This is a genomic window from Arthrobacter sp. KBS0703 (genome assembly GCF_002008315.2).
Classification (GTDB): domain Bacteria; phylum Actinomycetota; class Actinomycetes; order Actinomycetales; family Micrococcaceae; genus Arthrobacter.
In genome coordinates, this window is record NZ_MVDG02000001.1 from 173,601 (window position 1) to 186,235 (window position 12,635).

Below are 12,635 nucleotides of genomic sequence, written 5' to 3' on the forward strand. Positions count from 1 at the left end.
GTCAATCCTTCCAGCGGAGGGCCGGGGTGTTCACCGGCGCGTCCCACAAATCGAGAATTTCGTCGTCTGCACCGACCAGAGTCAGGGAACAACCCGCCATGTCGAGGCTGGTGACATAGTTTCCGACCAAGGATCGGGCCACCGTGATGTTGCGTTCCTTGAGGCGGTCGGAGACCTCGGCGAACATTGCATAGAGCTCGATCAGCGGGGTTCCTCCCAGGCCGGTCAGCAAGGCGATAACCGGTTTGCCGCTGAAGTCATAGTCTGTGGTGATCGACTCGACCAGCGCGTCGGACAGTTCCGCGGCCGACATCACCGATACGCGCTTGCGTCCTGGTTCGCCGTGGATACCGACGCCGAGCTCCATTTCGCCCTCAGGCAGATCGAAGCTGGGCCTGCCTACGGAAGGAACAATGCAGCTGGTAAGCGCCGCCCCCATGGAACGTCCCGCCTCGGCGATCCGCTCGGCGAGCCCATGTACCTTCTCAAGGGACCAGCCGCGGGCCGCTGCGGCGCCTGCAACCTTTTCCAGAATCAGCGTGGTGCCGACACCGCGCCGGCCCGCTGTCCAGGTGGAGTCCTCCACCGCGACGTCGTCAGCGACGACGACCGAGGCGACCTCGATACCCTGTTCCCGGGCGAGCTCGGCGGCCATTTCAAAATTGAGCAGGTCGCCGGTGTAATTCTTGACGACGAAGAGCACGCCCGCCCCGGTGTCCACCCGGGTAGCGGCGGCCAGAATCTGGTCCGGAGTCGGTGACGTAAAGATCTCACCTGCGCACGCGGCGTCCAGCATTCCAGCGCCGACCAACCCGCTGTGCAGCGGTTCGTGGCCCGAGCCGCCTCCGGAGACCAGCGCGACGCGGCCTTCCCGCGGTGCGGCGCTGAAAACGATGCGGTTCTCGAAGTCCACTGACAGCTGTCCGTGGGCTGCGGCGAAGCCTCGTAGGGCGTCTGCCAGCAGTGTCTGCGGGGAGTTGATCAGCATGTTCATGCCCGGGACTCCTGCTCGGTCAGCGCCTCGGTGAGGGAGGTGCGGTCAGCCTGGGTGCGTGAGATGAGACCGAACAACAGTCCGGCGGCGACGCCCGCGGCAATTTCGGCGATCACGTAAACGGGCCACTGTTCCCAGTGAACGGTTCCGCCCATCAGGGACTGTACGAGCATCGGCCCGGTGGTCCTGGCGGGGTTGATCGATGCCCCGGTGACCGGTGCGACCGGGATGATTGCGGCGAACACGATGAACCCGATGACGATCCCAGCAAAGCCCGGTGCGGCCTTGCGGTGGATCACGCCGAACACTGTGAAGACAAGCAGGAAAGTGCCAATGAACTCGGCGGTGAAAGCCTGCCAGACGGGGATGTCACCATACGCCGCCACTCCGAGGCCCAGTTCACTGGCCTTCTGGCCGAGCACTGCGATGATCGCGAAGGAGCCTGCAATAGCACCCAGTACCTGGGCTCCGAGGTATCCCGGCACGTCGCGCCACGGGAACTTCCCTGTGGCGGCCAGCCCCACGGTTACTGCGGGGTTGATGTGGTTTCCGGAAATGTAGCCAAAGACGTAGACGGTGCCAATGACCACTGCACCAAACGACAGGGAGATGAAGCCCAGCTCCGAGCCGGTAAACGGCTGGTCGCCGCGGGCGATGGCGAGGGCAGGGACGGATCCTACGCCCACGAAGACGAGGAACGCGGTCCCCAGAAACTCGGCAGCGAGGCGCTGCCACATGCGGTTTTCGTCCATGACGAAAGTTCTCCTTTGAACAGTGGATGAAATTAGACGAAGATTCAGATTCGACATTGTCGACTCTGATTCGGTAATATCGAATCATGCCGGTTAGCGTTCCCGGCTGTCAAGGGGCTAAATTGACTCGGAGGAATGAGAAGCCAATCGACGATGGGAGAGTGGGTCCGTGATCCAGTCGATTGACCGCGCGGCCAAGATCCTCGGGCTCCTCCAGGGCGCCAGGCGCCTTGGAATCTCCGAACTGGCCGCCGCGTTGGAGCTTCCGCCGTCCACCGTCCATGGGCTCGTGAAGTCACTGCAGGCGCACGGGCTGGTCGCTCAGGAAAGCTCGGGAAATCGGTATGCCCTTGGTCCGGCGCTGCTGAAACTTTCGAGCGTCTACCTCGACACGCTGGATGTCCGCTCCCGCGCAATGCGGTGGATGCATGAGTTGTCTTGGCGGACCGGTTACGCGAGCCGATTAGGAGTGAACCTTCTCGATGAGGTTTTGATCATTCATCACGACCGCCGCCCCGACGGCACAGAGCAAATGCCGGAAACAGGACTCAACCTGCCCGCCCACGCCTCTGCTCTTGGAAAAGTGCTGCTCGCCTTCAATCCCGAGCTCGAAAATGACGTGCTCAGCAAGCCGCTGGCCGAATTCACCGGCGATACGATCACAGACCCTGTCGTTCTCCGTTCACAGCTTGAGGAAGTGCGGAAAAACGCGCTCGGGTTGGAGTACGAGGAGGCGGTGATTGGCGAGGCTTCCATTGCTGCCCCCGTCTACGATGAAAGCGGCTTGGTCGTCGCCGTGCTGTCGGTAGTAATCCCCGCGAGCGAGTGGCCAGCCAGCGAGGCCACCGTTCGCGAACTGCGCGACGCCGCACGGACAATTTCACGGGAACTCGGGGCTTCCGTCTGGTCCTCCCAAGGTGCCCGCTAGTCCGCACGGATTTTCGCTCCGGCCTTCTCGTGAGGCACTAGCCGCCTACCTGAAGTAATACGGCTCCGGCCCAGTCTGCAATCCGACCTAGTGCCGTCGGCTTCGAGAGAAGCCGACGGCACTTTTGTCTGCGCCGCCGTGCTTGACGCCCTTCGCGGCTTCCGCATATCCTGAACGAACGGTCGGTAATTATTTCCGAGTACGCACGTGAATGCATAGGAGCAACCATGGCATCGCAGAATCTGCAGCCAGTGCCTGAGGCACTGTCCCCAGAGGATCAGGAGCGGGCGGCACAGCTCGAGGCGGAGGGGCAGGCGTACTTTGACCGCGTCATGTCCGAGGACTCCCGGATCGAGCCGAAGGACTGGATGCCGGCCGCGTACCGCAAGACCCTCCTGCGCCAGATTTCGCAGCACGCGCACTCGGAAATCATCGGCATGCAGCCGGAGGCCAACTGGATCTCCCGCGCGCCGAGCCTGAAGCGCAAGGCCATCCTGATGGCCAAGGTCCAGGACGAGGCCGGCCACGGGCTGTACCTCTACTCGGCCGCCGAGACGCTGGGCCAGAGCCGCGACAGGATGATGGACGACCTCATCGCCGGTAAGGCCCGCTACTCCTCGATCTTCAACTACCCGGCCCTGACCTGGGCGGACATGGGCGCGATCGGCTGGCTGGTGGACGGCGCCGCCATCTGCAACCAAGTGCCGCTCTGCCGCGCCTCCTACGGCCCCTACGGCCGGGCCATGGTGCGCATCTGCAAGGAAGAATCCTTCCACCAGCGCCAGGGCTTCGAGATCCTGCTGGAACTCTCCCACGGCACGCCCGCGCAGAAGCAGATGGCCCAGGACGCCGTGAACCGCTGGTACGCCCCGGCGCTGATGATGTTCGGCCCACCGGATGACGATTCACCCAACTCCAAGCAGTCCATGGCCTGGAACATCAAGCGGTTCAGCAACGATGAACTGCGCAGCCGCTTCGTGGGCATGATGGTGGAGCAGGTCAGGGTCCTGGGCCTCACCCTCCCGGACAGCGAAGTCCGCTTCAACGAAGAAACCAAGAAGTGGGAGCACGGACCGCTGGACTGGGAAGAGTTCAAGGAAGTCCTCGCCGGCCGCGGCCCCTGCAACGCCCAGCGGCTTGAGCGCCGCCGCGAAGCGCACGACGACGGCGCCTGGGTTCGCGAAGCAGCCGCAGCTTATGCGGACAAACAGGCACGCAAGCACGCAGAGAAGGAATACGCAGCATGAGCCCCCACGGCAACCCGGAAGTACCGGCCAGCTCCGCCGGAGCAGTAGAAAACTCGGCTGCCAAGGTCCCCGCAGGTCCGGCACCAACCACTGAGTCAGCCTCGATGCATCGCAGCGTCTGGCCGCTCTGGGAGGTCTTTGTCCGGTCCAGCCGCGGGCTCTCGCACGTGCACGCGGGCAGCCTGCACGCGCCGGACGCCGCCATGGCCCTGCGCAACGCCCGCGACCTGTACACCCGCCGCAACGAGGGCGTGTCCATCTGGGTGGTCCCGGCCGATGCCATCGCCGCTAGCGATCCCGATGCGAAGGGTTCGTTCTTCGAGTCGCCGCAGGGCAAGGACTACCGGCACGCCACGTACTACACCAAGAGCGAAGGGGTGAAGCACCTGTGACCATGCCGGAACACACAGAAACCAGCGGCCACGGCGACATCTCCGTGGGCGTGGCCGGCAGCGGCGACTCCTCCGCCAGCGCCACCCGCATCACGCCGGGCAATGCGCTTCGCCCCGAGGACATCGCGCTCGAGGTCCGCACCGGCCTGGTAAAGCCCTCTGCGGAGGTGGCCGAGTACGCGCTGCGCCTGGGCGACGACGCCCTCATCCTGGCCCAGCGCCTGGGCCACTGGATCTCCCGTGCCCCGGAGCTGGAGGAGGACGTGGCCCTGGGCAACATCGGCCTGGACCAGCTGGGCCACGCCCGGTCCTTCCTCACCTACGCCGGGGGAGCGTGGGGGAAGAGCGAGGACGATCTCGCCTACTTCCGCCGCGAGCACGAGTTCCGCTCGGCCCACCTGTTCGAGCAGCCCAACGGCGACTTCGCGGTCACCATCGCGCGCCAGTTCGTTGTGAGCTACTACCAGTTCGAGCTGTACCGCCGGCTGACCGAGTCCACGGACGCCACGCTGGCCGCCATCGCCGCCAAGGCCGTGAAGGAAGTGGACTACCACCGCGACCACAGCGCCCAGTGGATCCTCCGGCTGGCGCAGGGCACCGAGGTGTCCCGGCAGAAGATGATCCACGGCCTGAAGCTGGTCTGGCCGTACGTGGGCGAGCTCTTCGCGGATGATGAGCTGACCACGCGCCTGGCTGAAGCCGGGGCCGCCGTCGAGCCTTCCAGCCTGAGGGCGGACTTTGACCGCCTCACCGGCGAGGTCCTGGCCGAAGCCGGGCTGGAGGTGCCGCAGACGCCGGCAGCGCCGGGCGGCGGACGCCGCGGCAGGCACTCCGAGCACCTGGGCTACATCCTCGCCGAGATGCAGGTCCTGGCCCGGGAGCATCCCGGAGCAAGCTGGTGACTGCCGTGTACGTTCAGGAATCGGGCACGCGGACTGCGGAGGCCACTGCCGAGCAGAAGGCGTGGGCCGTCGCCGCCACGGTGTGCGATCCGGAAATCCCGGTGCTCACCATCGAGGACCTCGGGATCCTGCGCAATGTACGGCTGTTCGACGACGGCGGGATGGTGCCCGCCGTGCAGGTCACCATCACGCCCACGTACTCGGGCTGCCCCGCGATGGACGCCATCCGCGACGACCTCAAGGCCGCGTTCCGCAAGGAGGGCTACCCCAGCGTCCACGTGGAGCTGGTGCTGGCCCCGGCCTGGACCACGGACTGGATGACGGACGCCGGCAAGGCCAAGCTGCAGGAGTACGGCATCGCCCCGCCCAGCGGCAGGGCCGCCGCCGGGGGACACTCCGGCCCGGTCCGGCTCAGCCTGGCCGTGAAGTGCCCGCAGTGCTCGTCGCTGAACACCAAGGAACTCACCCGCTTCGGTTCCACCTCCTGCAAGGCGCTGTACGTGTGCCAGGACTGCAAGGAACCGTTCGACTACTTCAAAGTCCTGTAAGGAATCTGCCATGCCCGTTGTCCGCCAGACAGCCGCCGAACAGGCGCAGGCCACCGGCCGCCGTCGTCCGTCCTTCCACACCCTCACCGTCGCGGAGGTGCGCCGGCTTACCGAGGACGCCATCGAGGTGACCTTCGCGGTGCCGGCCGAGCTCGCCGGGCACTTCGACTACCTGCCGGGCCAGTACGTGGCCCTGCGCACCACGCTGCCGGATGAGGCCGGCGAGCCGAAGGAGATCCGCCGCAGCTACTCCATCTGCGCCGAGCCGCGGAGCTTCGCGGACGGCAGCAGCGAGATCCGGGTGGCCATCAAGAAGGACCTGGGCGGGCTGTTCTCCACGTGGGCCAACGCGGAGCTGAAGGCCGGGGACACCCTGGACGTCATGAGTCCCATGGGCGCGTTCGTGTCCAAGCACGGCCGGGACGGCCAGGCCGTGGAGCAGAACGTCATGAACTCGATGAACCACCCGGAGGAGCTGGCGGGGGAGCCGGGCAGCTTCGTGGCGATCGCCGCGGGCTCGGGCATCACGCCGGTGATCGCGATTGCCCGCACGCTGCTGGCCGCGAACCCGGACACCCGGTTCGACCTCATCTATGCCAACAAGGCCGCCATGGACGTGATGTTCCTGGAGGAGCTCGCGGACCTGAAGGACAGGTACCCGTCGCGCCTGGCGCTGCACCACGTGCTGTCCCGCGAGCAGCGGATCGCGCCGCTGCTGAGCGGCAGGATCGACGCCGAGAAGCTGCGGGCGCTGCTGGGCACCGCCATCCACGCGGACGACGTTGACGAGTGGTTCCTGTGCGGGCCGTTCGAGCTGGTGCAGCTGTGCCGGGACACCCTGGCGGAGCGCGGCGTGAAGCCCGAGCATGTCAGGTTCGAGCTGTTCACCTCAGGCAAGCCGGACCGCCCCGAGGGCAACGCCGGCCGGCCGGTGAGTGAGGACGCCTCGGCGGACACCTACAAGATCACGTTCAAGCTGGACGGCCTGCAGGGCGACGTCACCAGCCCCACGCACGCCCGCGAGTCCATCCTCAACGCGGCGCTGCGCGTCCGCCCGGACGTGCCGTTCGCGTGTGCCGGGGGAGTGTGCGGCACGTGCCGCGCCAAGCTGGTCACCGGCACCGTGACCATGGACGAGAACTACGCGCTGGAGCAGGATGAACTGGACAGGGGCTACGTCCTGACCTGCCAGTCCCACCCGACGAGCAAAGAAGTCACCGTCGACTTCGACGTGTAGTTTTCCCGGTCTCAACTCATAGGAGCCTCCATGATCTCCCTCTCCATCGCCAACGGCATCGCCGAAGTGGTCCTCAACGCCCCGTACAAGCTGAACTCCCTGGATGAGCAAGCGCTCAGGGATTTAACACAGGCGTACGACGACGCCGCTGCCGCCGCCGGCCGCGGTGAGGTGCGGGCGCTGCTGCTGAGGGGAGAAGGACGCGCCTTCTGCGCGGGCCGGGACATCGCCGGCGTGACGCCGGAGAACGACGACGCCGAGGCGTACCTGGGCGGGCTGGTGCAGCCGCTGCTGCAGAAGATGAGCGCCTTTCCGGCGCCGACGTTCGCCGCCGCCCACGGCGCCTGCCTGGGAGTGGGCCTGGGGCTGCTGCTGGCCACGGACGTGGTGTACGTGGCGGATAACGCGAAGTTCGGATCGCCGTTCGCCAAACTGGGTGCCACGCTGGATTCGGGCGGGCACTGGTACTTCACGGAGCGGCTGGGCATGCACCGGACGCTGGACCTGATCTACACGGCGGAGCTGATGACGGGCGGCGAGGCCGTGGCAAAGGGTATGTTCAGCCGTGCCATGCCGGCAGACGAACTGCTGGACTCCACGCGCGCGATTGTGGCGAAGGTGGCAACCGGAGCCACGGGCGCGTTCAAGGCCAGCAAGGAGCTGGTGGCGCACATCCGCGACCAGCGCCTGGGCCTGTGGGACTCCATGAAAGAGGAGAACGCCGAGCAGGCCAGGCTGTGCAAGAGCGACGACTACGCGGAAGGCTTCCGAGCGTTCCAGGAAAAGCGCGAGCCGCAGTTCAAGGGCTAGTCCGCTGGCTGGTTTTGTCGAAGCCAGCTCTCCACCACGCCCAGCACCCACAATCCCAGGATCGCCCCACTGGTATTCGCCACAATATCCATCGCGCTCGGGACCCGGTCATGCAGGAAAAGCAACTGCCCGAGTTCCATCGCGCACGACGCCAGGAACCCGGCGAGGACAATCCGTCCACGGTGGAAGGCGGGAAATGCCAGTGCTGCAAGGGCCCCGATGGGCGCGAACATGAGGATGTTGGACGCGAATTCCACGAAGTTGTAGTTGATCAGCACCGGAAGCCCGGCATGGTGGAGGGCAAACAGTACCGTCTGGAGCCGGCCCGCGACCGGCCGGTCAACAGGGGTTGGCCAGAATGCCACGCCCGCGAGCCCCACGAGGTAGACAGCCAGCAGCACGCGCGTCACGCGTTCTGCGTTTGACTGCCCCCATTTACCCATACCTACGAAACTACGCGTACCAGTCTGTGGGACCGAAATCTTGGCACAAAATTTCGCAATTTGCGAGTCAATTTATAGGGTTCTCTCATGAAAACATTGGGGAAATCAGTTCGTAAGGCAGTTATTCCGGCAGCCGGTCTGGGTACGCGTTTTTTGCCTGCCACCAAGGCGATGCCGAAGGAAATGCTGCCGGTGGTGGACGCACCGGCCATTCAGTACGTCGTTGAGGAGGCCGTGAATGCCGGCCTGACGGACGTGCTGATGATCACCGGCCGAAACAAGAGGGCGCTGGAGGATCACTTCGACCGCGCACCTGCGCTGGAGCGCACCCTGGAATTGAAGGGCGATCAGACCCGCCTGGACGCCGTCCAGCACGCCTCCGGCCTTGGGCCCATCCACTACGTACGCCAGGGCGAGCCCAAGGGCCTGGGGCATGCCGTCCTGTGCGGCCGCCAGCACGTCGGGGATGAGCCGTTTGCTGTCTTGCTGGGTGATGACCTCATTGACGAGCGGGACGAGCTCCTGACCACCATGATGGATGTCCAGGCCAAGACCGGCGGTTCAGTGATTGCACTGATCGAAGTGGAGCCGTCCCAGATCAGTGCCTACGGCTGCGCCGACATTTCGGCGATCGCCGGCGAGGAGTACGTCCGCGTCAATAGCCTCGTGGAAAAGCCCTCCGTCGACGAGGCGCCCTCGAACCTGGCCGTGATCGGACGCTACGTGCTGCACCCGGCGGTATTCGACGTCCTGGAGACGACGGAACCTGGCCGCGGCGGCGAGATCCAGCTGACGGACGCTTTGCAGACGTTGGCGGCCAGCGAGGGGGAGGGCTCCGGTGTTTACGGCGTCGTCTTCCGCGGCAGGCGGTATGACACTGGCGACAAGCTCAGCTACTTGAAGGCCGTGATCACGTTGGCGTCGGAACGCGCGGAATTCGGGGAGGACCTGAAGTCCTGGATGAAGGAATTCAACGGCTAATCCAACAGGTCCAACGAAGAATGCCAGTCGCGAATCTGAACTGCTCCCCGATAGTTGGACTGGCCAAATAGGATCCTAAGCCGCGAGGGCCTGGGCACGGTATTGCACCGGGCTCAGGCCCTCGAGCTTTGTCGAGATATGTTCGGTGTTGTGCCAGTGGATGTAGTCGTTGAGCTGAGCTGCCAGTGCGTCGGTGCTGACAAACCCGACGCGGTCAAAGAACGCTGAATTCGGTCAGATCGATGACCCGCTTCTGGTCCGGGACAGCGGTGTCGAACTTCCGGCTCAGAGGTTCGGCGCAACGACGCCCTGTTCGCTTTGGTAGGAGATGTAGCGCTTTTCCGCCGGACCTTGCAGACCAGCCCGAACGCCCGCATTTGCTTGAGCACGGTCTTCTTTGCGGTCACCCAGCCTTGCTTGAGCAGTTCCGTATGGATGCGCCGGTGCCCGTATCGGCCATGGTTCTTCGTGAAGATCTCCGTGACTGCGGACTTGAATGAAGCTTGTGGGTCAGGACCCTGGAGACGGGCCTGGTGATAGAAGAAGGTCGAGCGGGCCAGTTGTTGAACCCAACCGAAAATAGGGCCAAAAACGCCAACTGAAAATGAGGCCACTGACCATTATGGAAGGTGATCACATTGGATGTTTGGGCGCAGATACGCCACCGATACGCGACGGAGAAAATCTCCAAGAGGGAGCTGGCTAAACAGCTCGGGGTTTCCCGGGGGACAGTGGACCGGGCGTTGGAGGCGGAGCGGCCGCCGAAGTATGAGCGGAAGCCGGCCGGTTCGAGCTTCGATGGTTACGCGCCGCAGGTCCGGGCCTTGTTGGTGCAGACGCCGACGATGCCGGCCTCGGTACTGGCCGAACGCGTCGGCTGGACGGGATCTGCATCCTTGTTCCGGGACAAGGTCCGTGGACTCCGGCCCGAGTATATGCCGGCGGATCCGGTGGACCGGCTGGTCCATGAGCCGGGCCAGGCGATGCAGTGCGATTTGTGGTTTCCCCATGAACCCCTGCCCCTGGGGCGCGGGCAAGAGGGCAAGCCTCCGGTGCTGGTGATGACGAGCGCGTTCTCCGGATACATCCAGGCCAGGATGCTGCCGACCCGCACGACCTTTGATCTGCTGGGCGGGATGTGGTCGCTGCTGCAGGAGGCCGGTGCAGTCCCCAAACAGCTGGTCTGGGACAACGAATCAGGGATCGGCCAGGGCCGGCTGACCGAGCCGGCGGCGGCGTTCGCCGGCGTGCTGGGCTGCGAGATCCGGCAGTTGCCGCCACGGGATCCGGAATCCAAGGGCATCGTGGAGCGGATGAACCGTTACTTCCGCCAGGGCTTTATGCCCGGTCGGACGTTCGCGTCCCCGCTAGATTTCAACGACCAGCTCGGGGACTGGCTGCCGCGCGCGAACGCCCGCTACTCCCGGACCCGTCATGGCCGTCCGGTCGAGCTTTTCGTCCGGGACCGGGATGCGATGCGGCCCTTGACGCCGGTGGCGCCCGAGTTCGCCTTCCGCAGCAGCGTCCGGCTGCCACGGGACTACTACGTGCGGGTCTTCTCCAACGACTATTCCGTGGACCCGGGCGCGATCGGGCGGATCGTGAACGTCGAAGCAGACCTGGAAAAGGTGACCGTGAGCGCAGACGGCCGGCTGCTGGCCAGGCACGAGCGGCGGTGGGCCAGGCACCAGATCTTCACCGACCCCGGGCACGTGGACAAGGCCGCCTCCCTCCGACGGATCCACCGCAGCGTCAAGGCCGGACGGTCCACGGTGGTGGAGGAACGGGACCTGTCGATCTATGACGAACTGTTCGGTGTCGCCATCCCCGACGATGCCCGCGAGCTCTCCGGGGCAGGACGGTGAGCGCTGCAGTGAAGGACATCGAGTACTACGCCCGAGCACTGCGCGCCCCGCGGATCGCCGACGGCTACCGGACCCTCGGGGACCGGGCCCGGGAGGCAGGCTGGTCACACGAGGAATACCTCGCTGCTGTCCTCTCCCGCGAGGTCGCCGAACGCGAGGCCTCCGGGGCCGCCCTGCGGATCAGGGCAGCGAGGTTCCCCGGACACAAGCTGCTGGAAGAGTTCAACTTCGACCACCAGCCTGCCGCGGACCGGAACCTCGTCGCGCGCATCTGGGCACCGGGGTCTTCCTGGAGGAAGCCAAGAACGTGGTCCTGCTCGGCCCGCCTGGCACCGGGAAGACCCATCTGGCCGTCGGGATCGGGATCCGGGCCGCGCGCGCGGGGCACCGCGTCCTGTTCGACACCGCGACCGGGTGGGTGTCGAGACCGGCCGAAGCCCACGACCGCGGCCGCCTGCCCCAGGAGCTGGCCAAGTTGCGCCGATACAAGCTGCTCATCGTTGACGAAGTCGGCTACATCCCCTTCGACCAGGACTCGGCCAACCTGTTCTTCCAGCTCGTCTCATCCCGCTATGAACACGCCTCCCTGGTGCTTACCAGCAACCTCGCCTTCAGCAGGTGGGGCGAGGTCTTCAGCGACGCGACAGTGGCCTCGGCGATGATCGACCGGATCGTTCACCACGCAGAAGTCCTGAACCTCACCGGCAGCAGCTACCGGCTCCGGAACAAGACAAGAACCCAGCTTCAGGCACAATAGAACAGCAACCAGTGGCCCTGTTTTCAGTCGGCAAAACTGGCCCTATTTTCGGTTGGCGTTAACACCAGTCCCGCGACGTCCAGGAGCACGTCCATCCGGTGCTCGGCCTTGAGAGCGATGACGGCGCGGACCTTTACCGCCGTTCCTCGTCCCTCAAGGCCTGTACTTTTCCCAGGAAAGCGACTTCAGCCCGCAGGCGCTCATTCTCGCGCCGCAACCGTTGCAGTTCCGACTCCGGCTGCGCCGGCGACTCAGGAGGTGTCTTCGGGCGGCCTTTCCGTTTCGGGCGCAGTCCGTCGTCGCCCTCGTTCCGGTACCGGCTAGCCCAGTTCTTGATCAGAGCGGGGCCGGACAGCTGGAACTCCTTTGCCAAGGCAACCTTGGTCTCTCCCGCCAGATACCGCTGCACAACCGCGAGCTTGAACTCATATGAAAATTGCCGCTTGGTCGGCTTGGTCACTAGCGTCGTCCCTCCGCGAACTCTCCACCGGTGACGTAACCCGCTTACAGCCCGCCAACTCACCCCGAGCCTCGTTGCCACGGACCTGGCGCCCCACCCGGTCTCAAACAAAGCTACCGCGGCCTCGCGTTGGTCCTTGGACAAGGAACTGCTTCCGCGCATAAAACTGCTCCCCTAAAGTCAGGACTGATTTCTCAGTCCAACTTTCGGGGAGCAGTTCAATCTCTCGCGGCGGGCATTTCTCAGCTAGGGATCCAGACCTGTATTTAAGGTAAAGCGAGAGGCGGTTGATTCCCCGGAAACCGGAGAATCAACCGCC

14 protein-coding genes and 4 pseudogenes are annotated in these 12,635 nt (G+C 65.0%); 11 read left to right on the forward strand and 7 right to left on the reverse strand.

Annotated elements, in window-relative coordinates:
* Position 1: 1 nt before the first annotated feature.
* Both dhaK and B1A87_RS00835 read right to left on the reverse strand, forming a co-directional pair.
* Positions 2-994: a dihydroxyacetone kinase subunit DhaK gene (gene dhaK / locus B1A87_RS00830; RefSeq protein WP_078028708.1), complete on the reverse strand. Its 993-nt coding sequence runs from the start codon at positions 992-994 to the stop codon at positions 2-4.
* Positions 991-1,746: an MIP/aquaporin family protein gene (locus B1A87_RS00835; RefSeq protein ID WP_078028707.1), complete on the reverse strand. Its 756-nt coding sequence runs from the start codon at positions 1,744-1,746 to the stop codon at positions 991-993. Before B1A87_RS00835 ends, dhaK begins: the two co-directional genes overlap by 4 nt.
* Positions 1,747-1,915: 169 nt before the next feature.
* Between B1A87_RS00835 and B1A87_RS00840 the strand changes: the two genes are divergently transcribed.
* The 7 genes from B1A87_RS00840 (at position 1,916) to B1A87_RS00870 (ending at position 7,810) form a co-directional block, all read left to right on the forward strand.
* Positions 1,916-2,674 carry an IclR family transcriptional regulator gene (locus tag B1A87_RS00840; RefSeq protein WP_078028706.1) on the forward strand — a complete coding sequence of 253 codons (759 nt, stop codon included), beginning with the start codon at positions 1,916-1,918 and terminating at the stop codon, positions 2,672-2,674.
* A gap of 227 nt (positions 2,675-2,901) precedes the next feature.
* Positions 2,902-3,921, forward strand: coding sequence for a 1,2-phenylacetyl-CoA epoxidase subunit PaaA (paaA, locus tag B1A87_RS00845; protein ID WP_078028705.1), 1,020 nt, complete (start codon positions 2,902-2,904; stop codon positions 3,919-3,921).
* On the forward strand, positions 3,918-4,313 hold the full coding sequence (gene paaB, locus B1A87_RS00850) for a 1,2-phenylacetyl-CoA epoxidase subunit PaaB (protein WP_078028704.1): 396 nt from the start codon (positions 3,918-3,920) through the stop codon (positions 4,311-4,313). The genes paaA and paaB overlap by 4 nt, the downstream gene beginning before the upstream one ends.
* Before the next feature lie 2 nt (positions 4,314-4,315).
* Positions 4,316-5,215 carry a 1,2-phenylacetyl-CoA epoxidase subunit PaaC gene (paaC, locus tag B1A87_RS00855; RefSeq protein ID WP_078028703.1) on the forward strand — a complete coding sequence of 300 codons (900 nt, stop codon included), beginning with the start codon at positions 4,316-4,318 and terminating at the stop codon, positions 5,213-5,215.
* Positions 5,212-5,763 carry a 1,2-phenylacetyl-CoA epoxidase subunit PaaD gene (paaD, locus tag B1A87_RS00860; RefSeq protein ID WP_078028702.1) on the forward strand — a complete coding sequence of 184 codons (552 nt, stop codon included), beginning with the start codon at positions 5,212-5,214 and terminating at the stop codon, positions 5,761-5,763. Before paaC ends, paaD begins: the two co-directional genes overlap by 4 nt.
* Positions 5,764-5,773: 10 nt before the next feature.
* Positions 5,774-7,000: a 1,2-phenylacetyl-CoA epoxidase subunit PaaE gene (gene paaE, locus B1A87_RS00865; protein ID WP_078028701.1), complete on the forward strand. Its 1,227-nt coding sequence runs from the start codon at positions 5,774-5,776 to the stop codon at positions 6,998-7,000.
* 30 nt (positions 7,001-7,030) lie between these two features.
* Entirely contained in the window at positions 7,031-7,810 is a 780-nt protein-coding gene (locus B1A87_RS00870) for an enoyl-CoA hydratase/isomerase family protein (protein WP_078028700.1), read from the forward strand.
* Here the strand turns inward: B1A87_RS00870 and B1A87_RS00875 are convergent.
* The gene (locus B1A87_RS00875) at positions 7,807-8,253 is read right to left on the reverse strand and encodes a VanZ family protein (protein WP_078028699.1); all 447 of its coding nucleotides are present in this window, start codon (positions 8,251-8,253) and stop codon (positions 7,807-7,809) included. The two genes, B1A87_RS00870 and B1A87_RS00875, sit on opposite strands and share 4 nt — an antisense overlap.
* An 87-nt stretch (positions 8,254-8,340) precedes the next feature.
* Here B1A87_RS00875 and galU point away from each other — a divergent pair, with 87 nt between their 5' ends.
* On the forward strand, positions 8,341-9,234 hold the full coding sequence (gene galU, locus B1A87_RS00880) for a UTP--glucose-1-phosphate uridylyltransferase GalU (RefSeq protein ID WP_078028698.1): 894 nt from the start codon (positions 8,341-8,343) through the stop codon (positions 9,232-9,234).
* Positions 9,235-9,309: 75 nt separating this feature from the next.
* Here the strand turns inward: galU and B1A87_RS23400 are convergent.
* Positions 9,310-9,432, reverse strand: a pseudogene (locus B1A87_RS23400) (IS3 family transposase); the annotation flags it as partial.
* Between the two features lie 152 nt (positions 9,433-9,584).
* A pseudogene (locus tag B1A87_RS23405) lies at positions 9,585-9,848 on the reverse strand (IS3 family transposase); the annotation flags it as partial.
* A gap of 15 nt (positions 9,849-9,863) precedes the next feature.
* On the opposite strand from B1A87_RS23405, the gene istA reads away from it, so the two are divergent.
* From istA to B1A87_RS24495, 3 genes and pseudogenes are all read left to right on the forward strand, one after another.
* Positions 9,864-11,099 (forward strand): IS21 family transposase, encoded by a 1,236-nt coding sequence (gene istA / locus B1A87_RS00895; RefSeq protein WP_144275679.1) that lies wholly within the window; start codon positions 9,864-9,866, stop codon positions 11,097-11,099.
* Between the two features lie 8 nt (positions 11,100-11,107).
* Positions 11,108-11,305, forward strand: a pseudogene (locus B1A87_RS24490) (DNA replication protein); the annotation flags it as partial.
* Between the two features lie 101 nt (positions 11,306-11,406).
* Complete coding sequence (locus B1A87_RS24495; protein WP_313902432.1) at positions 11,407-11,856, forward strand: ATP-binding protein; 450 nt, start codon at positions 11,407-11,409, stop codon at positions 11,854-11,856.
* A gap of 133 nt (positions 11,857-11,989) precedes the next feature.
* Here the strand turns inward: B1A87_RS24495 and B1A87_RS00905 are convergent, their stop codons facing one another.
* Together B1A87_RS00905 and B1A87_RS24805 are read right to left on the reverse strand one after the other, a co-directional pair.
* Positions 11,990-12,316 carry a helix-turn-helix domain-containing protein gene (locus tag B1A87_RS00905; protein WP_185982190.1) on the reverse strand — a complete coding sequence of 109 codons (327 nt, stop codon included), beginning with the start codon at positions 12,314-12,316 and terminating at the stop codon, positions 11,990-11,992.
* Positions 12,317-12,349: 33 nt separating this feature from the next.
* Positions 12,350-12,478: pseudogene (locus B1A87_RS24805) on the reverse strand (hypothetical protein); the annotation flags it as partial.
* Positions 12,479-12,635: the final 157 nt, after the last annotated feature.

Bases quoted from the DNA above. Each gene is read 5' to 3' on its own strand.
- dhaK (WP_078028708.1), bottom strand. From the start codon at position 994: ATGAACATGCTGATCAACTCCCCGCAGACACTGCTGGCAGACGCCCTA.
- B1A87_RS00835 (WP_078028707.1), bottom strand. From the start codon at position 1,746: ATGGACGAAAACCGCATGTGGCAGCGCCTCGCTGCCGAGTTTCTGGGG.
- paaA (WP_078028705.1), top strand. From the start codon at position 2,902: ATGGCATCGCAGAATCTGCAGCCAGTGCCTGAGGCACTGTCCCCAGAG.
- paaB (WP_078028704.1), top strand. From the start codon at position 3,918: ATGAGCCCCCACGGCAACCCGGAAGTACCGGCCAGCTCCGCCGGAGCA.
- paaC (WP_078028703.1), top strand. From the start codon at position 4,316: ATGCCGGAACACACAGAAACCAGCGGCCACGGCGACATCTCCGTGGGC.
- paaE (WP_078028701.1), top strand. From the start codon at position 5,774: ATGCCCGTTGTCCGCCAGACAGCCGCCGAACAGGCGCAGGCCACCGGC.
- B1A87_RS00870 (WP_078028700.1), top strand. From the start codon at position 7,031: ATGATCTCCCTCTCCATCGCCAACGGCATCGCCGAAGTGGTCCTCAAC.
- B1A87_RS00875 (WP_078028699.1), bottom strand. From the start codon at position 8,253: ATGGGTAAATGGGGGCAGTCAAACGCAGAACGCGTGACGCGCGTGCTG.
- galU (WP_078028698.1), top strand. From the start codon at position 8,341: ATGAAAACATTGGGGAAATCAGTTCGTAAGGCAGTTATTCCGGCAGCC.